Annotated in this window: 28 protein-coding genes; 21 read left to right on the top strand and 7 right to left on the bottom strand. The window is 32.7% G+C overall.

The window, feature by feature from the left end:
- Positions 1–13 precede the first annotated feature (13 nt).
- The 7 genes from ACFFGA_RS12560 to ACFFGA_RS12530 all read left to right on the top strand — a co-directional run bounded on the left by ACFFGA_RS12560 (position 14) and on the right by ACFFGA_RS12530 (position 9,328).
- Complete coding sequence (locus ACFFGA_RS12560) at positions 14–1,813, top strand: OstA-like protein (RefSeq protein WP_386064567.1); 1,800 nt, start codon at positions 14–16, stop codon at positions 1,811–1,813.
- Positions 1,814–2,989, top strand: coding sequence for an aspartate aminotransferase family protein (locus ACFFGA_RS12555; protein WP_386064565.1), 1,176 nt, complete (start codon positions 1,814–1,816; stop codon positions 2,987–2,989). It begins immediately after the preceding gene.
- Positions 2,990–3,151: 162 nt separating this feature from the next.
- Positions 3,152–4,558 carry a tetratricopeptide repeat protein gene (locus tag ACFFGA_RS12550; protein ID WP_386064563.1) on the top strand — a complete coding sequence of 469 codons (1,407 nt, stop codon included), beginning with the start codon at positions 3,152–3,154 and terminating at the stop codon, positions 4,556–4,558.
- A gap of 38 nt (positions 4,559–4,596) precedes the next feature.
- A complete protein-coding gene (locus tag ACFFGA_RS12545; protein WP_386064562.1) occupies positions 4,597–5,523 on the top strand; it encodes a polyprenyl-phosphate transporter in 927 nt (308 codons plus the stop codon).
- Entirely contained in the window at positions 5,523–6,542 is a 1,020-nt protein-coding gene (locus ACFFGA_RS12540; protein ID WP_386064560.1) for a DUF368 domain-containing protein, read from the top strand. Before ACFFGA_RS12545 ends, ACFFGA_RS12540 begins: the two co-directional genes overlap by 1 nt.
- Positions 6,511–7,272 (top strand): shikimate dehydrogenase family protein, encoded by a 762-nt coding sequence (locus ACFFGA_RS12535; protein ID WP_386064558.1) that lies wholly within the window; start codon positions 6,511–6,513, stop codon positions 7,270–7,272. Before ACFFGA_RS12540 ends, ACFFGA_RS12535 begins: the two co-directional genes overlap by 32 nt.
- Positions 7,273–7,351: 79 nt before the next feature.
- Entirely contained in the window at positions 7,352–9,328 is a 1,977-nt protein-coding gene (locus tag ACFFGA_RS12530; protein ID WP_386064556.1) for a DUF349 domain-containing protein, read from the top strand.
- A gap of 417 nt (positions 9,329–9,745) precedes the next feature.
- On the opposite strand, the gene mazG is transcribed toward ACFFGA_RS12530, so the two are convergent.
- Genes mazG through ruvX form a run of 4 tightly spaced genes read right to left on the bottom strand, consistent with a single transcriptional unit; the run spans position 9,746 to position 12,006 of the window.
- Complete coding sequence (gene mazG / locus ACFFGA_RS12525) at positions 9,746–10,519, bottom strand: nucleoside triphosphate pyrophosphohydrolase (RefSeq protein ID WP_386064554.1); 774 nt, start codon at positions 10,517–10,519, stop codon at positions 9,746–9,748.
- Between the two features lies 1 nt (position 10,520).
- Positions 10,521–10,952, bottom strand: coding sequence for a DUF5606 family protein (locus ACFFGA_RS12520; RefSeq protein WP_386064552.1), 432 nt, complete (start codon positions 10,950–10,952; stop codon positions 10,521–10,523).
- Positions 10,953–10,963: 11 nt separating this feature from the next.
- A complete protein-coding gene (def, locus tag ACFFGA_RS12515; protein ID WP_386064551.1) occupies positions 10,964–11,554 on the bottom strand; it encodes a peptide deformylase in 591 nt (196 codons plus the stop codon).
- Positions 11,555–11,592: 38 nt separating this feature from the next.
- Complete coding sequence (gene ruvX / locus ACFFGA_RS12510; protein WP_386064549.1) at positions 11,593–12,006, bottom strand: Holliday junction resolvase RuvX; 414 nt, start codon at positions 12,004–12,006, stop codon at positions 11,593–11,595.
- Between the two features lie 444 nt (positions 12,007–12,450).
- Here ruvX and ACFFGA_RS12505 point away from each other — a divergent pair, with 444 nt between their 5' ends.
- From ACFFGA_RS12505 to ACFFGA_RS12490, 4 genes are all read left to right on the top strand, one after another.
- Positions 12,451–13,266, top strand: coding sequence for a 2,3,4,5-tetrahydropyridine-2,6-dicarboxylate N-succinyltransferase (locus tag ACFFGA_RS12505; RefSeq protein ID WP_386064547.1), 816 nt, complete (start codon positions 12,451–12,453; stop codon positions 13,264–13,266).
- Position 13,267: 1 nt separating this feature from the next.
- The gene (locus ACFFGA_RS12500; RefSeq protein ID WP_386064545.1) at positions 13,268–13,930 is read left to right on the top strand and encodes a hypothetical protein; all 663 of its coding nucleotides are present in this window, start codon (positions 13,268–13,270) and stop codon (positions 13,928–13,930) included.
- Positions 13,931–14,056: 126 nt separating this feature from the next.
- The gene (locus ACFFGA_RS12495) at positions 14,057–14,938 is read left to right on the top strand and encodes an ATP-grasp fold amidoligase family protein (protein ID WP_386064869.1); all 882 of its coding nucleotides are present in this window, start codon (positions 14,057–14,059) and stop codon (positions 14,936–14,938) included.
- Positions 14,939–14,953: 15 nt separating this feature from the next.
- The gene (locus tag ACFFGA_RS12490) at positions 14,954–15,880 is read left to right on the top strand and encodes a stealth family protein (protein ID WP_386064544.1); all 927 of its coding nucleotides are present in this window, start codon (positions 14,954–14,956) and stop codon (positions 15,878–15,880) included.
- A 7-nt stretch (positions 15,881–15,887) separates the two neighbouring features.
- On the opposite strand, the gene ACFFGA_RS12485 is transcribed toward ACFFGA_RS12490, so the two are convergent.
- Positions 15,888–16,481 (bottom strand): YrbL family protein, encoded by a 594-nt coding sequence (locus ACFFGA_RS12485; protein ID WP_386064542.1) that lies wholly within the window; start codon positions 16,479–16,481, stop codon positions 15,888–15,890.
- 125 nt (positions 16,482–16,606) lie between these two features.
- Between ACFFGA_RS12485 and ACFFGA_RS12480 the strand changes: the two genes are divergently transcribed.
- From ACFFGA_RS12480 to ACFFGA_RS12465, 4 genes are all read left to right on the top strand, one after another.
- Positions 16,607–17,287: a phosphocholine cytidylyltransferase family protein gene (locus ACFFGA_RS12480; RefSeq protein WP_386064541.1), complete on the top strand. Its 681-nt coding sequence runs from the start codon at positions 16,607–16,609 to the stop codon at positions 17,285–17,287.
- Entirely contained in the window at positions 17,287–18,330 is a 1,044-nt protein-coding gene (locus ACFFGA_RS12475; RefSeq protein WP_386064539.1) for a CDP-glycerol glycerophosphotransferase family protein, read from the top strand. Before ACFFGA_RS12480 ends, ACFFGA_RS12475 begins: the two co-directional genes overlap by 1 nt.
- A 19-nt stretch (positions 18,331–18,349) precedes the next feature.
- On the top strand, positions 18,350–18,925 hold the full coding sequence (locus ACFFGA_RS12470) for a hypothetical protein (RefSeq protein WP_386064537.1): 576 nt from the start codon (positions 18,350–18,352) through the stop codon (positions 18,923–18,925).
- A 109-nt stretch (positions 18,926–19,034) separates the two neighbouring features.
- Positions 19,035–19,466, top strand: a complete 432-nt coding sequence (locus ACFFGA_RS12465) for a hypothetical protein (RefSeq protein WP_386064536.1) — start codon at positions 19,035–19,037, stop codon at positions 19,464–19,466.
- Positions 19,467–19,510: 44 nt separating this feature from the next.
- Here ACFFGA_RS12465 and ACFFGA_RS12460 read toward each other — a convergent pair whose 3' ends face one another.
- The gene (locus ACFFGA_RS12460) at positions 19,511–20,332 is read right to left on the bottom strand and encodes a glycosyltransferase family 2 protein (protein ID WP_386064534.1); all 822 of its coding nucleotides are present in this window, start codon (positions 20,330–20,332) and stop codon (positions 19,511–19,513) included.
- Positions 20,333–20,372: 40 nt separating this feature from the next.
- Between ACFFGA_RS12460 and ACFFGA_RS12455 the strand changes: the two genes are divergently transcribed.
- Positions 20,373–21,140 carry a glycosyltransferase family 2 protein gene (locus tag ACFFGA_RS12455; RefSeq protein WP_386064533.1) on the top strand — a complete coding sequence of 256 codons (768 nt, stop codon included), beginning with the start codon at positions 20,373–20,375 and terminating at the stop codon, positions 21,138–21,140.
- Here the strand turns inward: ACFFGA_RS12455 and ACFFGA_RS12450 are convergent.
- Positions 21,130–21,879, bottom strand: coding sequence for a lipopolysaccharide kinase InaA family protein (locus ACFFGA_RS12450; protein ID WP_386064531.1), 750 nt, complete (start codon positions 21,877–21,879; stop codon positions 21,130–21,132). The two genes, ACFFGA_RS12455 and ACFFGA_RS12450, sit on opposite strands and share 11 nt — an antisense overlap.
- A gap of 103 nt (positions 21,880–21,982) precedes the next feature.
- On the opposite strand from ACFFGA_RS12450, the gene ACFFGA_RS12445 reads away from it, so the two are divergent.
- From ACFFGA_RS12445 to ACFFGA_RS12425, 5 genes are all read left to right on the top strand, one after another.
- Entirely contained in the window at positions 21,983–23,395 is a 1,413-nt protein-coding gene (locus tag ACFFGA_RS12445; protein WP_386064530.1) for a CCA tRNA nucleotidyltransferase, read from the top strand.
- Positions 23,396–23,397: 2 nt separating this feature from the next.
- A complete protein-coding gene (locus ACFFGA_RS12440; RefSeq protein WP_386064528.1) occupies positions 23,398–23,853 on the top strand; it encodes a GNAT family N-acetyltransferase in 456 nt (151 codons plus the stop codon).
- On the top strand, positions 23,850–24,866 hold the full coding sequence (locus ACFFGA_RS12435; protein ID WP_386064526.1) for a COX15/CtaA family protein: 1,017 nt from the start codon (positions 23,850–23,852) through the stop codon (positions 24,864–24,866). Before ACFFGA_RS12440 ends, ACFFGA_RS12435 begins: the two co-directional genes overlap by 4 nt.
- A 96-nt stretch (positions 24,867–24,962) precedes the next feature.
- Positions 24,963–25,481, top strand: a complete 519-nt coding sequence (locus tag ACFFGA_RS12430) for an IS1096 element passenger TnpR family protein (RefSeq protein WP_386064525.1) — start codon at positions 24,963–24,965, stop codon at positions 25,479–25,481.
- A 157-nt stretch (positions 25,482–25,638) separates the two neighbouring features.
- Complete coding sequence (locus ACFFGA_RS12425; RefSeq protein ID WP_386064523.1) at positions 25,639–26,556, top strand: ABC transporter ATP-binding protein; 918 nt, start codon at positions 25,639–25,641, stop codon at positions 26,554–26,556.
- Positions 26,557–26,586: the final 30 nt, after the last annotated feature.

Raw genomic sequence — 26,586 nt, 5'->3', positions numbered from 1 at the left:
AAAACATTTGGTTTTGAATAGTTTTAAGAATCTACTTTTTATACTTTTTCTGAGCATATCTGCACTCAGCTTTGCACAAGAAAAACAAAGAATTACCATAGAATATGCTGGTATTGCTTCTTCTAATCCAGAGATCGAAGAAGGTGCATTTGTTTTTCTACGTGATGAGTCACAGCAAGTTCATTTTAAGCACAAAGGTGTAAACATGTGGTGCGATAAAGCTATCTATTACGAAGATCAAGATTTTATAGAAGCTTTTAGCAATGTGGTAATGAAGCAAGGAGATACCATAAATATGGTTTCTAAATATGTGGAATATAGCGGTAAAACGCAACTGGCTTTTGCCCAAGGCGATGTTGTGCTAACCGAACCACAATCTACATTAACAACAGACAAGCTTTACTTTGACAGAAACCGACAATTAGCATATTACAATACCACAGGTAAGGTTGTAAGAGACTCTTCTGGTACGATTACTAGCCAAATTGGACGTTATTATATGAATGCCAAAAAGTACCAATTCACTCAAGATGTTGTTTTGGTAAATCCAGATTACACCCTTAATACTGAACGTCTCGATTTTTTTCCTGATAATGGTCATGCGTACTTATTTGGACCTTCAACCATCGTTGGTGAACAAAATAAAATATATACCGAACGTGGTTTTTACGACACCAAAAGCAATACAGGTCATTTTCAACGCAACGCTAAAATTTATTACGAAAACAGAATTGTAGAAGGAGATAGTCTTTATTTTGATCGTGACAAAAGTTTTGCTTCTGCTACAAATAACATAACCGTTACAGACACCATAAATAACAGTATTGTTAGAGGCCATTATGCCGAAGTTTGGCGCAATAAAGATTCTTTATTTATCACTAAACGCGCTTTAGCAATTACAGTGCAAGAAAAAGATTCGGTGTATTTGCATGCGGATACCTTAATGGTCACTGGCAAAGAAGATAACCGTATTACAAGAGCTTATTACAATGCCAGATTATACAAAAGTGATTTAGCAGGAAAGGCAGATTCCATTCACGTTGACCACCAAACAGGATTAACAAAACTTATAAACCTAAATCGTTTTAACTCTACAGATGCTTTTGCTACAAAACGAAAACCTGTGTTGTGGAACTTAGGTAATCAAATGACAGGAGATACTATTCATTTGATTTCCAATGTAGAAACTGAAAAACTAGATTCATTAAAAGTATTCAATAACGCTTTTTTGGTTAGTAAAGACACGCTAAGTGAAGATGGTTATAATCAAATAAAAGGGCAACGCCTTATTGGTTTGTTTAGAGACAATGAACTCTATAATGTGGACATCATTAAAAATGCTGAAACCATTCGCTATATGCGAAATGATAAAAATGAATTAATCGGAATTCAGAAATCGAAGTCCGGAAGTATTAACATTCAAATTATTGAAAAAGCCATTGAGGAAGTCCGATTCATCAATCAAATAGATGGAAATATTTTTCCAGAATCTGAATTTCCTAAAAGCGGAAGACGACTCAGAGGTTTTGATTGGAGAGGTGAAGAACAACCAATGTCTGTTGAAGACTTATTTAAAGACGACCCTCCTTTAGAATTACCTAAAATAAAAGGACTTGAAGACTATGTTCCACCAGAAGAGTTTGTTGACGATAGTGTAAACGAACGTGTAGAAGAAGCAGGTAAATCCACGCCAAACAAACCTAACAAGGCGGCTCGAAATTTACCTACAGAAGCACCTCCTTCAGTACCAAAAAAGCCAAAAGCAAAACCAGCTGAAGCATCAAAAGAAACAAAAGAAAAAGAAGGTCAATAATTGCAACGCGACTTTTTTAAATATCAGGCACAGACAACACCACATCCATTAGCTATGGAAGTTAGCCATGCTAAGGGCTCATATATCTATGATAAATCTGGTAACGCTTATCTGGATTTTGTTGCTGGAGTGTCTGCCTGCAGTTTAGGCCATTCACATCCTAAAGTAGTTAGCGCTGTAAAAGACCAATTGGAGAAGTACCTTCATGTTATGGTTTATGGTGAATATATTCAAGAGCCTTCAGTTGAGCTTTCAAAATTATTAGCAAAACATTTACCAGCACCTTTAGAAACCACATATTTGGTTAACTCTGGCACTGAAGCCATAGAAGGTAGCCTTAAACTAGCTCGAAGATATACTGGCAGAAGCGAAATTATTGCTGCAAAACATGCTTATCATGGCAACACTATGGGTTCATTGAGTTTAATGGACTATGAAGAACGCAAAACCCCTTTTTTACCTCTTATACCAGATATAAAGCACATTACATTTAATGCCGAAAACGACCTAGCTCAAATAACCAAAAACACAGCGGCTGTTATACTTGAAACCATACAAGGTGGTGCAGGTTTTATAGAACCTACAAATAATTACTTAAAGAAAGTACAGGAACGTTGCAATGCGGTTGGTGCTGTTTTTGTTTTAGATGAAATTCAGCCTGGAATAGGCAGAACAGGTAAGCTATTTGGTTTTGAAAACTACAACTGCCAACCAGATATAGTGGTAACTGGTAAAGGCTTAGGAGGTGGCTTGCCAATTGGTGCGTTTACGACATCAAAAGAAATGATGGCTACTTTGAGTGATAATCCAAAATTGGGACACATCACAACTTTTGGTGGTAATCCTGTAATAGCTGCAGCAGCTCTTGCCACGTTAAAGGAAATTACGACCTCTAACCTCATGACTGAAGCTTTAGAAAAAGAACAACTCATAAGAAAGCACCTTCAGCATAAGCATATTAAATCTATTAGAGGAAAAGGGTTAATGTTAGCTGCTTTAGTTGAGACTTCGGAAATGGCAAATGAGATAATTTTACGCGCTCAAGACCAAGGATTGATTCTATTTTGGTTGCTTTTTGAGCCTAAGGCTATCAGAATTACGCCTCCATTAACAATTTCTAATAATGAAATCATTGAAGGTTGTAAGATAATAACTTCAATTTTAGATTCTATTTAATTATATTTCAAACAATTTAACATATTGATTTTCAATACACAAACCACACCTTAAGTAAAGTGTTGTTTCAATGTTAATTAATTTGTTAAAAACATTACTCCAAAAATCGACAAAGTGCAAACGATAAGAGTAATTTTATTTGCGTGAATCATTAAACCGCTTATGAATTACAGTCAGAACGACGAAAACTTTCCGCTTACCAGATTTGAATCCATGCTTAAGACAAATGATATTTTGTTTTTTGATTCAAGTGAATTTGAAAATATCATCCACCACTATCTCGAAAATGGTAAAATTGCTTTAGCAAAAAGGGCTATTAAATTAGGGCTAGAGCAACACCCTACTTCAATTAGCCTGAGATTATTTAAGGTTGAAATATTGGTGATTGAAAACAAGTTTTCCGAGGCTGACGATATATTGGATATGCTTCATGAATTGGAACCTCATAATGAGGAAATTTTTATTCAAAAAGCTAATGTTTTATCAAAACAAGATGAACACGAAAAAGCTATAGATACACTTCTTATTGCTATAGACATGTCCAGCACACCAGAAGACGATGCTGATCTTTACGCTTTGGTTGGTATGGAGTATTTATTCTTAGACCAGTTTGAAAATGCTATCATTTATTTTAAAAAGTGTTTAGAAACTGATACATCTGATTATTCTGCACTACACAACATTGTCTATTGCTATGATTTTTTAAATCAAAATGAAGAGGCCATTACTTACCTTAATGAATTTTTAGATAGCCATCCGTATTGCGAAGTAGCTTGGCACCAATTGGGTCGTCAATATTTTACCATAAAAGATTATGCCAAAGCAAATGCAGCTTTTGATTTTGCTATTATATCAGACGATACCTTTGTAAGTGCTTACATTGAAAAAGGTAAAGTGTTAGAAAAATTAAAACACTATGAAGAAGCTATAGAAAACTATAAAATCACTTTAGCTTTAGATGAGCCTACTTCGTTTGCCTTATTGCGTATAGGTCATTGCTATGACAAATTGAACCAAGAAGATATGGCAATACAATTCTTTAAGAAAACTGTAGAAGAAGACGTGTTGTTAGACAAAGGTTGGATTGCAATCACCAAATTTTACATGAAGCGCTTAAACTATCAAAAAGCGCTAGAATACATTAATACAGCTGTAAATATTGATGGTGAAAACGTATTATACTGGAAACTTTTTGCAACGATCAACAAGCGCTTAAATTTTCTTGAAGAAGCCGAAATAGGATACAAACGTACCTTAGAGCTTGGCAATTACGAATTAGATACTTGGCTAAATAGAAGTGATATTTTAATAGCTTTAGGCGAATACGAAGCTGCTATTTTTAATTTGATTCAGGCTGCGGAATTCTATCCAGAAAATGCCGAAATAGAATACCGCCTTGGTGGTTTATACTTCACAACACACCAATCGGAAGAAGGACGCTTTCACTTAAAAAATGCAGTAAGACTTAATGCAGATTATAGTTTTATCATTTCAGAATTATTTCCAAGACTTAATGAAAGGCAAATGGTTAAAGCTATAATTTCAGAATCTAAAAAGCCTTCAAACTAAAAAAATCCATACCTTAGCGTTTCTTATATTTTAAAGGAATGCAAAGACGTTTTTTAGACTACTTCATCATAGCTTTTAAAGGTATAGCCATGGGAGCGGCAGATGCGGTTCCTGGAGTTTCTGGTGGTACCATAGCATTTATTTCTGGCATATACGAAGAACTAATAACTACTATCAGTAACATAAAACCATCACTGATAACGGTTTGGAGAAAAGAAGGTTTTAAGACCTTCTGGAAAGCAGCCAACGGTAGTTTTCTTTTAGCTTTATTATCTGGTATTATTGTCAGTTTTGTAACATTTATGCGACTTGCCAAATACCTTCTAGAGCACCATCCTGTTTTGATTTGGTCTTTCTTTTTTGGGCTTATTGTTGCGAGTATTTATTATGTTGCCAAGCAGATCACAAAATGGAGAATTTTAACGCTAGTTGCTATAATAGTTGGTGCTTTAATTGCTTTTTATATTACCACCTTACCTTCGATGGGAAATAGTAATAGTAGCCTCTTCCTCTTTTTCGCAGGAGCCATTGCTATATGTGCTATGATACTTCCTGGTATTTCAGGATCTTTTATTTTAGTCGTCCTTGGAGCATACAAAACACTCAGCGATGCCATACACGATTTCGATTTTAAACGTTTAGCCATTTTTATAGCAGGAGCAATTATCGGTTTATTATCATTCAGCAGAGTTTTAAAATGGCTTTTCAAAAACTACCACAATGCAACCTTGGCATTGTTATCGGGTTTTATTATAGGGTCTCTCAATAAAGTATGGCCATGGAAACGCGTACTTTCTTGGAGAACGGACTCTGAAGGTCTTAAGGTACCATTTAAGGAAGAAAGTGTTTTACCAACTGATTTTAGTGGAGAACCACAGGTTCTATATGCCATTATCCTAATGATTGTAGGCTTTTTTACCATTCTGATCTTGGAACGCTTGGGCAATCAAAAAAACAGCCTTTAATGCAAAGTACCAGAACCCTTAAGGATCGTATATTTTTGGTCATTAAAGGTTTGGCTATGGGAGCCGCCAATAAAGTTCCTGGCGTTTCTGGTGGTGTAGTCGCTTTTGTTGCAGGCTTTTATCAAGAATTTATTTACTCACTTCAACGTGTTAACAAAACAGCATTTAAACTTTTGTTTAACGGTCGTTTTAAAAGCTTCTACCGTTACATCAATGGTAAGTTTTTAAGTTTACTGTTCTTGGGTATGGTGGTGAGTTATTTTAGTGTGTCTAAAATTCTCGATTACCTCATAGTTAATTACCAATTATATGTTTGGAGTACATTTTTCGGAATGATTTTAGGCTCTATTTACTATATCAGTAAAGATTTTAAAGCTTGGAATAGAAAAACCGTTATAGCACTGATTTTGGGTGCTGCTGTTGGAATTAGCATAAGTTTTTTAGATCCTGCCAAGGAAAATGACAATTTATTTTTTGTTTTCTTTTGTGGAATTATTAGTGTTTCAGGCATGACGCTTCCAGGTTTTTCCGGGTCTTTTATTCTTATTTTATTGGGGAATTATGTGTTACTGCTTGTAGATTCTGTAAACGCACTCTACGATACAATTACTGAAGTTTTTAGTGGTAATTTTGAATTTATTAAAAACGAAGCAAGAATAAGAATGTTGAAGGTTCTTGGAGTATTTACATTAGGTTCTGTAACAGGTTTGGTTACCTTTTCCCATATCTTAAATTATATCCTCAAGCACTACAAAAAAATCACTCTTGCAACCATAATGGGTTTTATTATTGGCTCTTTAGGAGTGGTTTGGCCATGGAAAGAAACCATTTATAAAGCTAATTCTGAAGGAGCTTTTATTTTAGATTCCACTGGAAAACAAGTCATTGAAAATTACCAACGATTTTTCCCTGAAGCGTCCACCGAAACTTATATTGCAATTGCTTATATTGCCCTTGGAATCTTAATAGTTTTAGGATTGGAATGGTATGGACAACGCACAAGACAAATCAAAATTTAAGTTCGGATTAGTAGGTAGAGATATCTCCTACTCTTTTTCACGTGATTACTTTGCTAAAAAATTTAAGCAAGAAGATTTACCACATTCTTATGTCAATTTCGATTTACAATCTATTGACGAACTAGATGCTATCATCAGAAACACTGAGAACTTAAAAGGACTAAACGTTACAATTCCTTATAAAGAAGATGTAATTCCGATACTAGATGATTTGGATAAACGTGCTCGTAAGATTGGTGCAGTAAACACTATAAGAATTACACGTTACCAAAAATTAATCGGCTACAACACAGACTATTATGGTTTCAAGAAATCATTACAACCACACTTAAAGAAATACCATAAACGCGCACTTATTTTAGGCACAGGAGGAGCATCAAAAGCTATTGCTCATGCCTTAAAAAAATTAAAGATTAGCTATGATTATGTGTCTCGTTCAGAAAAAGAAGGTGTTAAATTTTTGTATTCAGATTTAACAGAAGACATCATTTCTTCATACAGCATTATTATAAATTGTACACCTATCGGGACATTTCCAAATGTTAATGTTTGTCCAGATATTCCTTACGATGCTATCACAGAAAAGCACATTCTATACGACCTTATCTACAACCCAGAACAAACAAAATTTTTGAGTTGTGGAGACATAAAAGGAGCAACAACAATCAATGGGTTAGAAATGTTAAAATTACAAGCAGAAAAATCTTGGAAGATCTGGAATAAGTCTTAATATTTAGCAAACCCTCTATTTCCTTTGTATTTCAACGAGTTGTTAGTATCTTTAACCTCCTATTAAAAATTATTGACATATGTCTGAGAATGATAACCTGCAAGAAGCAGATGGAAAAAACGAAGTAGAAACGAAACAACCTACTCCAAAAGAAGAAACGGTTTCTGAAACTAAAGCTGATACAGAAGCAACTGAGGTAACGGCAGAAGATTCAGCAAATGCTGAAGTAACTGAAACAGAAACCAAAGCAAAAGATGACGATTACGTAGATGAAATCGACTCTTCAATTGCAGAAGATGCAGAAGATGAGTCAAATGCTGAGCGTCATGAGGTAGAAGAAAAGGACTATCATGCTATGTCTATGCAAGATTTAGCAACGGAATTCAACCGTCTTTTAAAACACCATAAAATCCAGACCATATCTAAACAGGTCAATGAAATTAAATCTGAATTTAATTCTAAGTTTAGTGAGTTACTCGACGAGAAAAAAGAAGAGTTTATAAATGATGGTGGTAATGAAATTGACTTCTATTATACCAACGATACAAAAAAACTGTTCAACCAGCTTTATAAAGATTATAAGCAATCTATCAACGCATATTACAAAGAGCGTGAACAAAATTTAAAGCAAAATCTAGAAAACAGGTTAGCCATAATTGAGGAAATTAAAGGTTTACTGAATGTTGAAGAAAACATCAACACCACATACAAACACTTTAAGGAACTACAGGAGAAGTGGCGTAATGCTGGTCCAATTCCTAGAGACAAGTACAATAATGCATGGAACACGTATCATCACCATGTAGAACGTTTCTATGATTTTTTGCACCTCAATAATGATTTGCGAGATATGGACTTTAAGCACAACTATGAGCAAAAGTTAAAAATCATAGAACGTGCGGAAGAACTTGCTAAAGATGACAATATCAACCGTTCATTTAGAGAGCTACAAGTACTTCATAAACTTTGGAAAGAAGAGCTTGGGCCTGTGGCAAAAGAACACAGAGAAGACATTTGGGAACGTTTTAGTAATGCTACTAAAACCATACATGACAAACGTCAGGAATATTATGCTGATTTAGACAAAGCTTACGAAAAAAACCTTGAAAAGAAAGAAGATATAATTTCAAAAATACAAGTTATTGCTGAGGATAAAGCAAATTCTCATGGTGCTTGGCAGAAGAAAATAAAAGAAGTTGAAGCTTTACGCGAAGCATTTTTTAATGCAGGCAAAGTTCCTTTAAAAGTAAACGAAGCAACTTGGTCTAAATTTAAAGATGCAGTTAGAACCTTTAACCGTGGAAAAAATAAATTCTACAAGGAACTTAAAAAAGACCAATACGAAAATCTTCAGAAAAAGAAAGAACTTATTAAAATTGCTGAAGAAAACAAAGACAGTGAGGATTTTGCAGTTGTAACTCCGTTGATGAAGAAAATTCAGAACGATTGGAAAAAAATTGGTCATGTACCAAGACGCGATAGTGATAAGATTTGGAAGCAATTTAAAGCTGCATGTAATCATTATTTTGACAGAATGCATGCTGAACGTAAAGCTGAAAACCAGCATTTGTATGATGCTTTTGACAAAAAAGTAAAACTCCTAGACGAGCTAAAAACTTTAGAGCTTAGTGGAGATAACAAAGCTGATGTTGAGACTTTAAAAACTAAAATTGCGGACTGGAAATCCATAGGATACGTTCCGCAAAACAAACGCTACATAGATGGCAAATTCTACAAAGCCATTGATGAAGCTTTTGACAAATTAAAAATGGAAAAGTCTAAATTAGAAATGGTAAAATTTGAAAGCAAGCTTGAAAATTTAGCCAATGACGATAATGACACCAGATTGCTTGATAATGAGCAAAACTTTATTCGCAAAAGAATAAGCGAGGTAAAATCTGAGATTAACCAATTGGAAAACAATTTACAGTTTTTCTCTAATGTAGAATCTGATAATCCATTGGTTAAGGATGTTCATAAAAACATTGCAAAGCACAAAAAAGAATTAGAAACCTGGAAAGAAAAGTTGAGCAAACTTCGTGGTATGTATTCTTAAAAAAAATAAAAAACATTCGCTAGCGCTCGTTTGCAACGAGTGATTTCAATAAAAAGATTCCGTATCAAGTACGGAATAAATCAAAACCCATCTGTTCCTTACAGATGGGTTTTGCCCTAACTAAACTAAATTAACCTTAATTACAACCGCTTAAATAATAATTAAGATCTCCTACTAAGATTATAAAAACGTTTTTTGCTTTTATATATTCTATTTACGTACGAAAATTCTGTTTGGATGTTTGGTTTTAAATTTTTAGAAATTTTTAACAGATCTATACCTTTTGTCATTCCTGCGTCCATGTGTCGTCATAGCTTTAGCGAAGGTGCAAGGCAGGAATTTAAAAAAGTATAAAAGTAAATTCCACGTCACACTTCGACTACGCTCAGCGGGACACTGCGGAATGACGAGAAACAACTAAAGTGATTTCGCTTCCTCCCAAAAGACATCCATCTCAGATAGTGTCATATCCTTTAGGGATTTATTTAGGTCTTTAGCTTTACTTTCGAGATATTGAAAGCGTTTAATGAATTTTTTGTTGGTGCGTTCCAAAGCGTTTTCTGGATTTACTTTGAGAAAACGTGCATAGTTTATCATAGAAAACAAAACGTCACCAAATTCACTTTCTATAGCATCTTTGTTTCCATTTGTAATTTCTAGTTTTAACTCTGCTAGCTCCTCTTCTACCTTTTCAAAAACTTGTTCAGGATGCTCCCAATCAAAACCAACTCCAGCAACTTTATCTTGTATGCGATTAGCTTTAACCATAGCTGGTAAACTTTTTGGCACACCTTCAAGCACACTTTTCTTACCTTCCTTAAGCTTTAGTTGCTCCCAATTGCGCTTAACATCTTCTTCATTTTCAACCTTTACATCTCCGTAAATATGCGGATGACGATCCACAAGCTTATCGCAGATACTATGACATACATCTGCAATATCAAAATCGTTGGTTTCACTTCCTATTCTGGCATAGAAAACAATATGAAGTAAAACATCTCCCAATTCCTTTTTAACCTCATCTAAATCATTATCTAAAATAGCATCTCCAAGTTCGTAAACTTCTTCAATGGTAAGATGACGTAACGATTCTAACGTTTGTTTTTTATCCCATGGACATTGCTCACGCAACTCATCCATAATGATCAACAAACGCTCAAAAGCTTTTAATTGGGCTGTTTTATCAGACATGTTATTCTTCCTCAGAAGTGTCAGATTCTTCAGTAGGTTCTTCTTCTAAATCACCTAAAAGGTCATTTGTTTGTAATAAATTATACCATTGCACCACCTTTTTAATATCTGATGCATACACTCTATCTTCGTCATAATCTGGCAATACTTCAAAAAAGTATTCTTCTAAAGTGTCTTTACCATCCTTATGGCTGATAGAAGTTGGTTTGCCATTTTCTTTATCCTTAATTTTTTTCAGCACCTCTCTTAATGGCACTTCTTCTGTTAAGGTATAAATAGCAATTTCACTAAGGATACTAATGTTGCTATGTGCACCAACAGTAAGACGTTTTTTATCAATTAATGATTCTACAACAGCACCTGTTCTGGTTTGTGTAACTATTTGATATAATCCAGGTTTTCCTGAAATGGATAAAATTTTATCTAAACTCATATATATTGTAATTAGCGTTTTTTACTCATGGCAGGAAAACGCATTCTGTAATCTATTTTTATCTTTCCTTTTGAAATATTAGTAAGCTTACCTTTTATTAAACGCTTTTTGAATGATGATAGTTTATCAGTAAATAAAATACCTTCAATATGATCGTACTCATGCTGAATAACTCTAGCAATTAAACCATCATATTCTTCAATATGCGTTTCAAAATTCTCATCTTGATACTGAATCTTAATCTTTGGTTGTCTAAAGACATCTTCCCTTACATCTGGTATGCTTAAACAACCTTCATTAAAAGCCCACTCATCACCTTCTTCTTCTAATATTTGAGCATTGATAAATGTTTTCTTAAAGTTTTTCATTTGCTCTCTATCCTTTTCAGATAGGTCTTCATCATCAGAAAACGGTTCTGTATCAACTAAAAACAAACGAATAGGTAAGCCAATTTGTGGAGCTGCCAAACCAACACCATAAGCGCCATACATAGTTTCGTACATGTTCTCTATAAGTTCTGAAAGCTTAGGGTAATCTTTATCTATTTCCTTAGCTTTTTTCTTAAGTACGGCATCGCCATAGGCAACTATTGGTAAAATCATGATTTTTTCATTTTCGGATGCAAAAATACAATTCTTATTTAAGAATTTGAAGCTAAATAATTTTGCAATATCAACGTCGCACTAATTTCGTCAATAAGTGCTTTATTCTGTCTTTGTTTTTTCTTTAGTCCACTATCTATCATCGTCTGAAATGCCATTTTTGAAGTAAAACGCTCATCTACACGTTCAATTGGAACATTAGGAATTTCTTTTTCTAACTTCTCTAAAAACTTCTGAATATAAATTTCGCTCTCAGAAGCTGTGTTGTCCATTTGTTTAGGCTCGCCTACAACAAATTTATCCACCTTTTCTGAAAGCATATAATCCTTTAAGAAAACCATAAGGTCTTTGGTATTAACAGTGGTCAACCCAAAGGCTATAATTTGCATCTCATCGGTAACAGCTAATCCTGTTCGTTTTGTTCCGTAGTCTATGGCTAATATTCTTCCCATCGGTACAAAGATATGATTATTGAATGTTATAGGTTAGAGAATGTTTCAAAAGAAAATTTTGGATTAGTTTAACTATACTTTTTTTAAATAATTCTTATAAACAAAAAAAACGCTTCTTAAGAAAAGAAGCGTTTTCAAATTAGCTATTAATTAAGTCTATGATTTTATTACCCTCTATAAATAAATCACGTTAATTATTTTTTAAGACCCAATAATTTTATTTAAGTCACTTTTTTCTCACAAAAAAAGAAAACTCCTCAATTTATGGGGAGAGGAGTTTTCATAATTAGCTATTAATTAAATTCTCAGATTAATTATTATGAAATAAATAATCATCGGATTTAACAAATATAAGACACACTATTTTTTTATAGGTCACAATTTTTATGAAAAAATTTTCTGAAGCCTTAATATCGGCTTATCTTTGACGAAATTTTTTACTGGATGAAACAACTACAAACCGTTATAGAAAATGCCTGGGAGGATCGCTCTCTTTTAACTAACCATGTTACTATTGATGCTATTAAGAGCGTTATTAACCTTATTGACGAAGGCACTTTAAGAGTTGCTGAACCAATTAAAGATGGTTGGCAAGTAAATGAATGGGTAAAAAAAGCTGTGGTTTTATATTTTCCAATTCAGAAAATGGAAACTTTTGAGGTTGGTATTTTTGAGTATCACGATAAAATCCCTCTAAAACGCAATTATGCCGAAAAAGGAATCAGAGTTGTACCTCATGCAGTCGCAAGACATGGAGCTTATATTTCTAAAGGTGTTATTATGATGCCGAGTTATGTAAATATCGGAGCTTATGTAGATGAAGGTACAATGGTAGATACTTGGGCAACCGTTGGTAGTTGTGCTCAAATTGGTAAAAATGTACATCTTTCTGGTGGTGTTGGTATAGGTGGTGTTCTAGAGCCATTACAAGCTGCTCCCGTAATTATTGAAGATGGTGCGTTTATTGGCAGTCGTTGTATTGTTGTAGAAGGAGTCCGTGTGGAAAAAGAAGCTGTTTTAGGTGCTAATGTAGTATTGACTATGAGCACAAAAATTATTGACGTTACTGGTGACGAGCCTGTTGAAACAAAAGGCGTTGTACCAGCACGATCTGTAGTAATTCCTGGAAGTTACACCAAGAAATTTAAGGCTGGTGAGTTTCAGGTGCCGTGCGCATTAATTATTGGAAAACGTAAAGAAAGTACGGATAAAAAAACATCACTTAATGACGCTTTGAGAGAGTATAATGTAGCCGTATAGAATGAGTGTAGAACAATTTGCTTTATGGACTGGTGGCTGGGACTCTACTTTTAGAATCATTCAGCTTTATCAAAGAGATGTCGTAATTAAGCCAATTTATGTTATAGATCATAATAGAAAGTCTGCACAAAAAGAAATAGAAACTATTGAATTACTCACTAAGAAAATAAAGGAAAGATTCAAAGACTCTAAAGGCGCTATACATCCTCCGATATTTATAAAGCGGAAAAACATTCCTTCAAACCCTTATCTCAAGTTTATTTATAAGCAAATTAAAAAACGACAACGTATTGGTAAACAATATTATTGGCTGGCGAGTTTAGCAAAAAAGTATCCTAATTTAGAACAGTGCTTTCACAAAGAAGATAGAGACCAGTTAATCTCAATTACTGAATTGACTGAGATAAAAGATGAAACTGGTGGAAAAAACTGGGAGGTTAATCCCAAAAAAATGGGCTTCCTAAAAAGACAACTTTTTAAAAATGTTAGGTTTCCCCTTTGTTATATTTCTAAGTTAGAGATGAAAAGCCAAGCTGAAGAACAAGGATTTATAGATATTTTAAACGCTACTTGGTTCTGTCATCGTTCTGGAGACAAACCTTGTGGAGAGTGTGCTCCATGCAAGCAATATGTTATTGATGGGTTTGGTTACAGGCTAAAGTAGTTAACTTAATTACCAATAACAACAACAACCACTTTTTACAATAAATTTAATCGATTATATTTACTTAAAATACTCTCTTGAATGCTTAAAAAAATAAGACGTTTTTTTTTAAGGCATCTGCGCAAAATGCGGTTTTTGCCACCAAAGCTCTACGCTAAAATTCACTACGAATATTTTAGTGGCAAAAAATTAGATTTAAAAAATCCTAAAGAGTTTAATGCTAAAATTGAGTGGTACAAAGTTTTTTTCAGACCAAAACTGTTAAACACATTAGCAGATAAATATGAGGTAAGATCTTATGTAAAAAAAAAGATTGGTGCGCAATATCTTAATGAGCTTTATGCTGTCTATGACAATCCGGAAGAGATGGATTTTGATGGATTACCAAATAAATTTATTATAAAAGCCAATCACACCAATGGTCATAATCTTATCGTAACAAACAAAGAAGACCTTGACAAAGAAAAAGTAATTAAAACATTTAAAAAATGGTTGGGTAAAAACCAATATTATCGAAGAGGTCAGGAATGGGCTTATAAAGATATTAAGCCAAAAATCATCATCGAAAAATTCTTGAAAGAAGACGACAAAAACACTTTGGTTGATTATAAGTTTTATTGTTTTAATGGTGAGCCAAAATTTATAGATGTACATTTAGATAGGGAAGACGACCACAAACAAGGCTGCTTTGATTTAGATTGGAATTTACTTCCGTTTGGAAAAAGCAAAAGCTATAAGAGCATTTCATCAGAATTAAAAAAACCCTCTAACCTTGAGGAAATGGTAGTATTATCCAGAAAATTATCTACACAATTACCATTTGTTAGAGTAGATTTTTATTCTGTAAATGGAAAAACTATATTTGGTGAATTGACATTTTATCCTTCTGATGCCAGAAAGAAATTTTACCCAGAAGAATACAATAAAATCATTGGTGATTATTTTAAATTACCAAAACTAAACGCTTCAAATGATGTTATTACAACGCTTGAAGATATTAAGTACTAAACTTGCTTATACATCATGAATACAGAGCCAATCAAAAACATAAAGATTGATGCCGTTATACTTTGGGTAGATGGTAATGATGAAGCGTATCATTCTAAACTCTCACCTTATTTAGATGAGCAACCTAATGCTACAAAAAGTTTCAACTCTAGATATGTACAGGTAAACGAAATAGAATATTCTGTAAAATCTATATTAAAATATGCTCCTTTTGTAGACACTATATTTATAGTCACTGATAACCAAACACCACCTTTTTTAAAACAGAACCAACATAACGACAACTATTCTAAAGTAAAAATTGTAGATCACACGGTGCTTTTCAAAGGTTATGAAAGTAATTTACCTACTTTTAATAGTAGAACAATAGAGACTTGTATACATAGAATACCGGAACTATCAGAGCATTTTATCTACCTTAATGATGATTTTTTTATCATAAACCCAACAACTCAAAGTGATTTTTTTACTGAAAAAGGATTTCCTGTATTAAGAGGTAAATGGCAAAAATTTGACACGAAGAAAAAAGATAAAGCTGGCCATAAAAAAGCACAGGATGAAGCTGCGAAACTTCTTGGATTCAAAAAACTATTTAGATTTAAACACACTCCTCACCCAATACGTAAATCTACATTAACAGAATTTTTTAATGAAAATCCAGAAATCTTTTTAGAGAACATAAAGTACAAATTCAGGAATAAAGCACAATTTTTACCTGTGGCACTTGCAAATCATCTTGAGATAAAAAACAAAACATGCCGTAAACAAACAGATTTACAATTACTTTATTTCAGATCTTATAAAAAACCTTTATTCTGGTATAAGTTTAAATTAAATATAAACTCAAAAAACAAACTTTTTATGGGCTTGCAGAGTTTAAATAAAAGTCCAGAACATATTTTAAACTACATTACAAATTGGTTAACAAATCGTTTTAACTAAATTGATATTAGCCTTTTTTAAGAAAATTTCGTTGCTCATCTATACTATTAAAATGCCATTTAGTAAATGTACGGTCTACCTTTTTTTGTGAAAAATAGTGGAACCAATCTGCAAATGGAAAAAAATCTCTGTGCCCAATACCGTCTATAATAATTAACCTTATTGAACCATCTTTGTTTATTTTACAACAAATATTCCTAGCTCTTAAGTCTCTGGTAAAAACTTTATGCTTTGTCATTTGATGTTTTAATTCTAATAGAGCATTTTCAAGTTTTTTATCATCTATTTCGTTGCTTTGTATTAGGTAATATTCTAAGGTTTTAGAAATTTTTCCAGTTGTTTCGTCTCTTACCAAATCAAATACCTGACCCAAACCTTTATTCGTTTGTATTTCATCATAAAAATCTGAATAAAAAGGGTAATTGTATTTTGTTTTGTTACGTTTAGACAATTTTTTAAAATACAAAAGTTCTTTATTGGTGTACGCTCTTGTAGTTTCTGGTCGTGGAATTTTTATACACAAACCCTTTTTATTAGGGTGTTCATAGCAAAATCTTATTTCACCTTCTCCAATGTAATGCCTGTCTTCCAATTGAATCATAAAGCTAATTTAATAGTTATTATTCAGTGAGCAAAGCATTAGGTTTTCATATTAAAAAATGACATATTTTTTTATACTTCATTTTAAGCTTTATCTTTGAAAACACTTTAGACTTTTATAGATAGATGAAGATAATAATACTTGCTGCTGGCATAGGCTCTAGACTAGGAAACCCATTTCCAAAACCCTTAACACCATTAAAAAATGGCAAAAGCATTATGAAAATGCAAACCGACAATATTGCTTCTCGTTATGATATTGACGACATCAATGTTGTTGTGGGTTTTAAAAAAGACTTGATTATGGAGCGTTTTCCAGAATTAACCTATGTTTATAATCCTTTTTTTGACAGAACAAATACCTCTAAAAGCTTATTGCAAGCACTAAAAAAACATAAAGATAAGCCTGTACTCTGGTTTAATGGTGATGTCGTTTTTGACGAGAACTTACTCGATATCTTAGATCCATACATGAAATCCAACTCCTCTTTTGTTGCAGTAAATACTAGTAAAGTTGCAGAAGAAGAAGTAAAATACACGTTAAAAGACGGTTATATTGATGAATTATCAAAAACTGTAAAAAATGGTTTGGGAGAAGCTGTTGGTATTAATTTTATTTCGTCAAATGATATAAAAACGTTTATAACACGTTTAGAAGAATGCGATGACAATGATTACTTTGAACGAGGATTAGAAATTGCTATTGAAAAAGACAATTTAAAAATTCAGGCTGTGGATATTTCTAAATACGATTGTATGGAAATAGACTTTGTTGAAGATTTAGATGAAGTAAATAAGCGACTGTAATGAAGTATGTGCTCTTTTGCCTTAATAATTATGCATTTGCTATTTTACAGCCAATAAAAGTTGTACTAGAAGATAGAAAACAAGACTATATTTGGTATGTTACACCTAAAATAGAAAGTAGTTTTCCTTATAAAAATGAAAATTTTACTACTAAAATAAAAGATTTAAAAGCTTACAAAAGCGATGTCATTTTTGCACCAGGAAACGAAGTTCCTTACTTTTTAAGAGGACTTAAAACACAAATTTTTCATGGTCTGGCTGGTGAAAAAAAAGGGCATTTTAGAATAAGAGAATACTTTGATTTATACCTAACCCAAGGACCATACTTCACAAATCGGTTTAATAAATTAAAGGAAATACACAAAGATTTTGATGTTATAGAAACTGGCTGGCCAAAACTCGATGTTTATTATAAAAACAATGACGAATTAAATCATTATAAAAATTCGTTATTAAAAAATTATAAGGCTCAAAATATAATTCTGTACGCACCAACGTTCTCTCCTAAACTCACTTCAGCTCCTCACCTACTTGAAGAAATAAAATCACTAGCAACAGATAAAAACTATTTAATCCTGTTGAAGTTTCACCCATTAATGGCAGAAGAATGGGTAAACAAGTACCAACAACTTGCTGAAGAAACAGAAAATATAATCTACCAGACAGAAAGCGATATTACTAAGTTTTTGATCATTTCAGACCTGCTTATAAGCGACACATCTTCAGTTGTCTATGAGTTTTTACTTTTAAATAAACCTGTGATTACTTTTAATAGTATTTCAGAAAATATTGTATGGAAAGATCTTAAATCATATGATAATTTAAATACTGAGGTTTTAGATACTTTTAAGAATGATAGTAATGTACAATTACGCCAAAATATTATAAGAGATTACCATCCATACAACGATGGAAAGTCTGCATTGAGAATGGTAGAAGCAGTAGAAGACTATTTAAAAACAAATAAAGTACCCGAAAAACGTAAAATCTCAACCTTTAGAAAGTTAAAAACACGTTATAAAATTTTGAAGAGTTATAATTAAATTAAGTTACTTAACATTATTGAAAAAATTGCTTCAAATAATAATTCTGACTTTAATCACAGCTTGCGGTTCAACTAAAAATACGGCTGACCTAATTGCGGATGAAAAGTTTGAATTATGCTCTGAAATCAAATATAATCGACTCGTAACGGAAGTTGGATCGATTGAGGGTAAACTGATTTACAAACAGAATATTCATAGTTTATTAGAAAATTCACTACTTCAAGAAAAATATCTGACTGAAATAAGCAAAAGCGGATATTCGGAATTATTAAAAAAAGCGAATCGGAAAGAAATAAAACCTGAATTTTTTGAGAAACTTAAATCGGATTTAGGGTTTGACCCTTATTTGTTATTTCCAATTAATTCCCATTTATCTTGTTATGGTTATTTATTTGAACAATTAAAAATTTTAGATAAATCAAGCTGGCAATTTGAATTTGGTCTAGCATATAACAAATTTGAGGCTTACGGAAATTTAGACAGTAATAGTGAATATTTAATTGATGCGCTGAATAAAATTCCAGAAAATAAATTTCAAAAAATAATGTATCGGAAATTATTCTTAGATTTAATATACACGAATCTGAATTAAAAATACTGTAGGTAACACCGTATAAAAATATTGCTAGTTTTACCTAAACCAAAGTGAGTTGCTTGTTTGCTAGCTTCTGATTTTCCTTATACATAAACGATGTCACAATATGAGAAAAACAATATTTATGCTAACGATTTTGTGCGGAATTAGCGGTTTTGGACAAGAATTGACTTGCGAAGATTTTAAAGAAGGGACATTTAAAACAGAGGTTTCAGAACCTATAAAAATTAAATGGGAAATAATTCGCACACAAAATGAACAAACAGAAATAATAAAAGAAATACCTGAAGAATACAAAGATTTGGGTTATCCTTCTGACCCACATTATGTAAAAATTGAATGGATTGACGATTGTTCATATAGAGCAACATATGACGACTCAAAATCTAAATTGACTGAAAGTCAAAAATTCATAAATAGCATTGGAGGAATAACAACTGAAGTGATTAAAATTGAGGGAAATTGTTTTTATTATAAATCAATTATGAAAGTTGAAGAACATGAGCAGGTTATGGAAGGAAAAATGTGTAAAGAATAAAAAGAAATTGCACAATACTATAAAACCATCAAAAGTTGTGTTTTCTACTTCTCAATCCCATAAGCTGTCCACTTCGCCTTTTCCTTTTTTGTAGTTTGTCTTATTTGTTTATTCAAGGTTTGGCTCAACTCATTTTTGTATGGTCTTTCATGATGCAAGTGTACACAAATTGTACTGTACCTGACCTGCAAAAACTTAACTCCGTTATTCATCATTCTTTCACCAACCTCTCTGTCCTCTCCACCATACTCCATACGTTCATCAAAGCCATTCACGGCTAAAATATCAGCTTTCCAGCAAGACACATTCATACCATCAAAAGTAGCTTTAGTTGGAGTTACTGTATTTAAAAATTGAGCCTTAAACTTTGAAGTTGTCAATTTATTTAACTTAAAGCTTTTGGGCTGTCCACATTCTAACAACCATTGTTTATCAAAACATTTTTGTTCTAAAATAATTGCTTTTGAAATTTTTTTAGAAATAGCTGCAGTTAGCTTAAAATAACCTCCTGACAAGGCATTCTTTGGCTGTCTTAATTTAAGATGTGTCTCAACAAAATCTTTTCTAGCTATACAATCTCCATCAGTAAAAATTAAATAGTCAGTGTTGGTTTTTAAGATAGCTTTATTTACAATTTTTGTTTTTCTAAAACCATCATCCTTTTGCCAAACATGAAAAACACTTATATCAGTTTCTGCAGAAAATTCATCAATAATAGTTTTTGTTCTTTCGTCAGAGCCATCATCCGCAATCACAATTTCAAAATCTTTAACCGTTTGAATATGATAACTATACAAAACCAACCTCAACCATTCTGACTGATTGTAAGTACTAATTATAACTGATGCTTTTGGTTTTGCCTGCATAAGCGCAAAAATACTATTTTTACAGCAGGGAAATCAAACTATGATAAAACTATCTGGCGTCATAATAACTTTTAATGAAGAACGTAACATAAAACAGTGTTTAGAATCTTTAGTTGATGTGGTAGATGAAATCGTAGTAGTGGATTCGTTTTCTACAGACCATACCAAATCTATTTGCAAAGACTTTAATGTTAATTTCATTGAACAAGAATTCTTGGGATATATTGAGCAGAAAAATTTCGCGTTAACTCAAGCAAGTTATGACCACATCGTATCTTTAGATGGAGATGAAGCATTGTCTGAAACACTACAAAAATCTATAATTGATTTAAAAAACAATTGGAAATTTGATGGATATGTTGCTAACCGTTTTAATAATTTCTGCGGACAATGGATAAGACATTCCGATTGGTATCCTAATAAAAAATTACGCATTTTTGATAGACGAAAAGCTGCATGGAAAGGTACCAACCCTCACGACAATGTACAATTACATGATGCAACTGCAAAAACAGGTCAATTAAAAGGAGATATACTACATAAGACTTATCAGAGTTATTCAGAATTTAATCAAAAAACAGAATATTTCTCCACAATTGCAGCAAAAGCATACTTTGACAAAGGAAAAAAAGCGCCAATTTGGAAAATCATTTGGAATCCTAGTTGGGCTTTTTTCAAATCTTATATTCTAAAATTAGGCTTTTTAGATGGATTTAATGGATTAATAATTTGCTATCAAACTGCAAACATTACATTTTTAAAATACTCTAAGCTGAGAGAGTTGTGGATTAAAAAAACTAATTCTTAAATCGTTTTTTTACGCGTTTTTTTCGTTCAACAATAGCCCTAAAAGCCTTTACCTCTTTCCACATAGCGTTAAAAACCTCATCATAAGGTTTGTTAATACATTTTGCATATTCATCACTCATAAGCTCTACCATATCTTTGTATTTAGATAGTCTGGCAAAGTTCTTCATACGTTTATCAAAATCCATTTCACCAAATTTCATCCGGTTTAAATCAACTAGAGAAAACGTATAACCATTATCTGATTTACTAATAAGTGTGTTACCGGGAGAATGATCTAAAAACTCAATACCTTTCTCATGCAAATCGAAAGTAAAACGCGTAAACTGACGGAGAATGTTCTCGTAATCTGGATATTCAGGATTGTTTAATAATTCGCGGTAAGTAAGATCGCACTCCAATTGTTTGCTGAGATAATAACTATTTTTAAAAAGCAACGGAGTTCTAAACTCATAATACGCAATGGGCTCTGGTGTACCAATCCCTAATTCTTTAAGTTTTAAAGCATATTCAAAAGAACGTTGTGCCTTACTTTTTCTAAAAAAACGATAAGCTATTTGATTGAAAATATTAGGAATCTTAAACGACTTAATATTAATAACAAGGTCGTCTTTATAAAATAATTTAAGTGAATTCCGCTTTTGGTCACCAAAAGGTTCTCCCTTAGTTTCAAAATTGCTTATACAATCATCTAAGAAATCCTTAATGTCTAAAAAACTAGAATTAATCTCATATTTCATAGTACAAAACTACAATTAGTTTTTTTCTTTTAATACGAATTGATTTTAAAAGATTACCAACGAATCGTATCTTTGCACAGCCATTTTAAAATGGTTTTTAAAAATGAACTACAAACAGGCATTAAAGCATCAAATTTTCGAAATCATCTCACAATCTGCTGAAGAATTACAGCTAGATTCTTATGTAATCGGTGGCTTTGTCCGCGATTATCTCTTACAACGTGGTGATGCAAAAGATATAGATGTTGTTGCTGTAGGTAGTGGTATAGATTTGGCCAATCAGGTTTCTAAAAATATAGCCTCACAACCAAAAGTTCAAATTTTTAAAACCTATGGTACAGCTATGTTGCGTTTTGACGATATAGAAATTGAATTTGTAGGTGCACGAAAGGAAAGTTATAACGAAAATAGCAGGAATCCAGTTGTGGAAAACGGAACGTTAGAAGATGACCAAAACCGACGTGATTTTACAATTAACGCACTTGCACTTAGTCTCAACAAGAATAATTTCGGAGAATTATTAGATCCCTTTAATGGCATTGCAGATTTAGATCAAGGTATAATCCGCACACCTTTAAATCCAGATATTACGTATAGTGACGACCCATTGCGTATGATGCGAGCCATACGTTTTGCAACGCAATTAAATTTTAAAATTGAAGACGCTTCGCTTAAGGCCATTACCAACAATAAAGACCGTATAAAAATTATTACAAAAGAACGTATTGTCGTTGAACTAAATAAAATCCTTGAAAGCAATACGCCATCTATAGGATTTATTCTTTTAGAAAAAACAGGGTTATTAGATTATATTCTTCCCGAACTGACAGCTTTAAAAGGCATAGACGAAATTGAAGGGCAACGACACAAAGACAATTTTTACCATACACTAGAGGTTGTTGATAATATTGCCAAAACCACAGATAATTTATGGTTGCGTTGGGCTGCATTATTGCATGATATAGGAAAAGCACCCACCAAAAAATTCCATAAAAAAATAGGTTGGACGTTTCATGCCCATGAATTTGTAGGCTCAAAAATGGTTTACAAATTGTTCAAACGACTTAAGATGCCACAAAATGACAAAATGAAATTTGTTCAAAAAATGGTAATGATGAGTTCGCGACCAATAGTATTAGCATCCGAAGTTACAGACTCTGCCGTTAGGCGTTTGGTCTTTGATGCAGGAGAATATGTTGATGACTTAATGACATTATGTGAAGCCGACATTACAACAAAAAATCCTAAAAAGTTTAAAAAATACCATCACAACTTTAAACTCGTTAGGGATAAAATAGTTGAAGTTGAAGAGCGTGACCAAATTCGTAATTTTCAACCTCCAGTTACTGGTGAAGAGATTATGGAAACTTTTAATTTAAAGCCTTCAAAAGAAATTGGTATCATAAAAGAAGCAATTAAAGAAGCTATTTTAGAAGGTGAAATTCCAAACGAACACGAAGCAGCATTTCAATTAATGTTAGAAAAAGGCAAAGCTTTAGGCTTAAAAACTTCCTGAAAATGATAAAGCTTGTTAGAACCAACTCAGAAAACGAAGACTTTATTTTATTGGTAAAACAACTCGATGCGTATTTAAAAATAACCGATGGAGATGAACACGATTTTTACAACCAATTCAACAATATTGATGTTTTAAAGCACATTATAGTAGCCTATAAAAATGGGCAACCTGTTGGCTGTGGTGCTTTTAAGGCATTTAATAATACAACTGTAGAAGTAAAACGTATGTTTACTTTACCCGAAACTCGCGGAAAAGGTGTTGCATCAGTAATTCTAAAAGAATTGGAAGATTGGGCTAAAGAGTTAAACTATTCAAATTGCATATTAGAAACTGGAATTAGGCAGGTTGAAGCCGTTGAATTTTATAAAAAAAATTTGTACAACATTATTCCTAACTATGGTCAATATGTTGGTATAGAAAATAGTCTTTGTTTCAAAAAAAATCTTAATAAATGAAAAAAGATAATAAAGCCGTAATCTACTGGTTACTTACTGGTTGTATTTTAATTTTTATAATGGTTATCGTTGGCGGTATTACAAGGTTAACACATTCTGGTTTATCCATTTCTAATTACAAGCTTATTTCTGGTACTATTCCACCAATGAATGAATTAGAATGGAACGAAGCCTTTGATTTATACAAACAATATCCAGAATACAAAAAACTCAATAGCCACTTTACATTAGAAGAGTTTAAGGACATCTACTTTTGGGAGTGGATTCACCGTGTTATTGGTCGGTTTATTGGTTTGGTTTTTATCATACCATTCGTGTATTTTTTAATTAAAAAAAGGCTTTCAAAATCAACCATAAAAAAATCAATCATACTACTCATACTGGGTGGTTTTCAAGGATTTCTAGGCTGGTACATGGTTAAAAGTGGTTTGGTAGACAGACCAGATGTAAGTCATTATAGATTAGCAGCACATTTAACCACGGCATTTTTAACCTTTGCTTATACGTTTTGGGTAGCTCTAGATTTAATGTTTCCTAACAAAAAAATCATCGATAAAAAACTGCGAAATTTCATAAGAGTTGGTTTGGTCGTTTTGGTTATACAAATCATTTATGGTGCTTTTGTTGCAGGATTAGATGCTGGCTGGATTCATAATCATTGGCCGTTTATGAATGAAGGAAAGTTTATTCACGAAACTGTTTACACAGAACAAAGCACAACATACCTTAACTTTATTGAGGGCAAAAGTGGTGTGCAGTTTGTACACAGAACACTAGCTTATATTGTAGTAATATTGATACTTGCTATTTGGTACAAAGCGACACGAGTGGATTTAACCAAATGGCAAAATAAAGGTGTCAATGCACTTATAATTATGGTTGGAGTACAATTTTTATTGGGTGTACTAACACTTATACTTGCTGTACCAGTATGGTTAGGTGTATTGCATCAGGTTGGAGCGTTTATTTTATTGAGTACTATGACTTTTACACTTCATCGTTTTAGTAAATAAAAAAATAATCTTTAAAGTAATTAACGTTGAATTCTGTTTTAAAAAATTGGAATTTAGTTTTTGGATTTTGGAATATAGAAATCTTATCTTTGCAAAATGATTTACAGATTTAGAGTCATCTTAGACAACGACACAGAAGACGATGTGTTTCGCGATATTGAAATCCGTGAAACGGATACCATGGAAGATCTCCATAATGCTATAGCTCAATCTTTTGGGTTTGATGGTATGGAAATGGCATCTTTTTATGTTAGTGACGACCAGTGGAATCAAGGTGAAGAAATTGCCATGTTTGATATGAGCGAAACTGGTAATGAAGTTAAGATGATGAGTACTACAATTATTAACGCTATTGTACATGAAGCATCTACACGACTAATTTATGTATATGACTTTCTGTCGATGTGGACTTTCTATGTAGAACTTGGAGAAATTGTTGAAGAAGCTCAGAGTACAGATTATCCTAATCTAATGTTTGTACATGGGCAAATTCCAGACCAAGCACCAGAAAAAGTTTTTGAAGCAGACAGTGACGATGATGACTACAATGAGTTTGAAGACGATATCGACGTTGACGATTACAGCGATTTAGATTTTGACGAGAATTGGAATTAAAAACAGACCTATATAAACAGTAAAAAGCATCAATTATGATGCTTTTTTTATTTTATTGTAACAAATAAAAGCTTCAATCGTCTTACCTACATAACCAATTTATTCTGAACTTGTTTCAGAATCTTGTTCAACCAATCAATTAAAAACCAATCATATTTTGGAGCCAATCCTTACAATCAACAATCTTACAAAGAAGTTCGGCTATTTAACAGCCGTTAAAGACTTAAGTTTTACTATAAACAAAGGGAATGTTTATGGCATTTTGGGACCTAACGGAAGTGGTAAATCCACAACATTAGGTATTGTTCTGAATGTTGTCAACAAAACCCATGGAGACTTTCATTGGTTTGATGGCAATACAACCACTCACGATGCGCTGAAACAAGTAGGCGCAATTATAGAGCGACCAAACTTTTATCCCTATATGACTGCAGAGCAAAACTTAAAGCTTGTATGTAGAATAAAAGGAGTTGATTACAGTAAAATTTCAGAAAAGCTAGAAGTTGTTGGTTTATTAGACCGAAAAGACCATAAGTTCAAAACGTATTCTCTTGGTATGAAACAGCGATTGGCCATTGCTTCTGCCCTTCTCAACGATCCTGAAATCTTAATTTTAGACGAACCAACTAATGGATTAGACCCACAAGGTATACATCAAATACGTCAAATCATAAAAGATATTGCGGCAAACGGAACTACCATTCTCTTAGCCTCTCACCTACTTGATGAAGTTGAAAAAGTGTGTTCGCATGTTGTTGTATTACGAAAAGGCGAAAAATTATATTCTGGTCGCGTTGATGAGATGATTAGTAGTCATGGTTTTTTTGAATTAAAAACTGAAAAGCATGATGTATTAATTTCACTGCTTGAAACAAATTCAAATTTTGGTAAGATAAAAGTTGAAGGAGATTTAATCACAGCGTTCTTAAACGAGCCTATGTCTGCTTCAGAATTTAATAAGCTAATGTTTGAAAAAGGCATCATACTTTCGCATTTAGTAAAGCGTAAAGAAAGCTTAGAAGAACAGTTCTTACAGCTAACCGACACTTTAGAAACCAATCAAAAAACAGCATAATTTATTAAAAAAATTAAGCACAACCAATCA

Origin of the sequence: Winogradskyella pulchriflava, from assembly GCF_042434315.1 — a bacterium.
Taxonomy (GTDB): domain Bacteria; phylum Bacteroidota; class Bacteroidia; order Flavobacteriales; family Flavobacteriaceae; genus Winogradskyella; species Winogradskyella pulchriflava.
This window is presented reverse-complemented; position numbering and strand designations above follow the sequence as displayed.

Coding starts and splice junctions, on each gene's coding strand:
- ACFFGA_RS12485 (WP_386064542.1), bottom strand. CDS start 16,481: ATGATTCAATTGGAAGACAGGCATTACATTGGAGAAGGTGAAATAAGA.
- ACFFGA_RS12435 (WP_386064526.1), top strand. CDS start 23,850: ATGAAAAAAGATAATAAAGCCGTAATCTACTGGTTACTTACTGGTTGT.
- ACFFGA_RS12550 (WP_386064563.1), top strand. CDS start 3,152: ATGAATTACAGTCAGAACGACGAAAACTTTCCGCTTACCAGATTTGAA.
- ACFFGA_RS12455 (WP_386064533.1), top strand. CDS start 20,373: ATGATAAAACTATCTGGCGTCATAATAACTTTTAATGAAGAACGTAAC.
- def (WP_386064551.1), bottom strand. CDS start 11,554: ATGATTTTACCAATAGTTGCCTATGGCGATGCCGTACTTAAGAAAAAA.
- ACFFGA_RS12495 (WP_386064869.1), top strand. CDS start 14,057: ATGCGGTTTTTGCCACCAAAGCTCTACGCTAAAATTCACTACGAATAT.
- ACFFGA_RS12475 (WP_386064539.1), top strand. CDS start 17,287: ATGAAGTATGTGCTCTTTTGCCTTAATAATTATGCATTTGCTATTTTA.
- ACFFGA_RS12480 (WP_386064541.1), top strand. CDS start 16,607: ATGAAGATAATAATACTTGCTGCTGGCATAGGCTCTAGACTAGGAAAC.
- ACFFGA_RS12540 (WP_386064560.1), top strand. CDS start 5,523: ATGCAAAGTACCAGAACCCTTAAGGATCGTATATTTTTGGTCATTAAA.
- ACFFGA_RS12490 (WP_386064544.1), top strand. CDS start 14,954: ATGAATACAGAGCCAATCAAAAACATAAAGATTGATGCCGTTATACTT.
- ACFFGA_RS12445 (WP_386064530.1), top strand. CDS start 21,983: ATGAACTACAAACAGGCATTAAAGCATCAAATTTTCGAAATCATCTCA.
- ACFFGA_RS12465 (WP_386064536.1), top strand. CDS start 19,035: ATGAGAAAAACAATATTTATGCTAACGATTTTGTGCGGAATTAGCGGT.
- ACFFGA_RS12545 (WP_386064562.1), top strand. CDS start 4,597: ATGCAAAGACGTTTTTTAGACTACTTCATCATAGCTTTTAAAGGTATA.
- ACFFGA_RS12500 (WP_386064545.1), top strand. CDS start 13,268: ATGAGTGTAGAACAATTTGCTTTATGGACTGGTGGCTGGGACTCTACT.
- ACFFGA_RS12430 (WP_386064525.1), top strand. CDS start 24,963: ATGATTTACAGATTTAGAGTCATCTTAGACAACGACACAGAAGACGAT.
- ruvX (WP_386064549.1), bottom strand. CDS start 12,006: ATGGGAAGAATATTAGCCATAGACTACGGAACAAAACGAACAGGATTA.
- ACFFGA_RS12520 (WP_386064552.1), bottom strand. CDS start 10,952: ATGAGTTTAGATAAAATTTTATCCATTTCAGGAAAACCTGGATTATAT.
- ACFFGA_RS12440 (WP_386064528.1), top strand. CDS start 23,398: ATGATAAAGCTTGTTAGAACCAACTCAGAAAACGAAGACTTTATTTTA.
- ACFFGA_RS12535 (WP_386064558.1), top strand. CDS start 6,511: ATGGACAACGCACAAGACAAATCAAAATTTAAGTTCGGATTAGTAGGT.
- ACFFGA_RS12530 (WP_386064556.1), top strand. CDS start 7,352: ATGTCTGAGAATGATAACCTGCAAGAAGCAGATGGAAAAAACGAAGTA.
- ACFFGA_RS12450 (WP_386064531.1), bottom strand. CDS start 21,879: ATGAAATATGAGATTAATTCTAGTTTTTTAGACATTAAGGATTTCTTA.
- mazG (WP_386064554.1), bottom strand. CDS start 10,519: ATGTCTGATAAAACAGCCCAATTAAAAGCTTTTGAGCGTTTGTTGATC.
- ACFFGA_RS12460 (WP_386064534.1), bottom strand. CDS start 20,332: ATGCAGGCAAAACCAAAAGCATCAGTTATAATTAGTACTTACAATCAG.
- ACFFGA_RS12505 (WP_386064547.1), top strand. CDS start 12,451: ATGAAACAACTACAAACCGTTATAGAAAATGCCTGGGAGGATCGCTCT.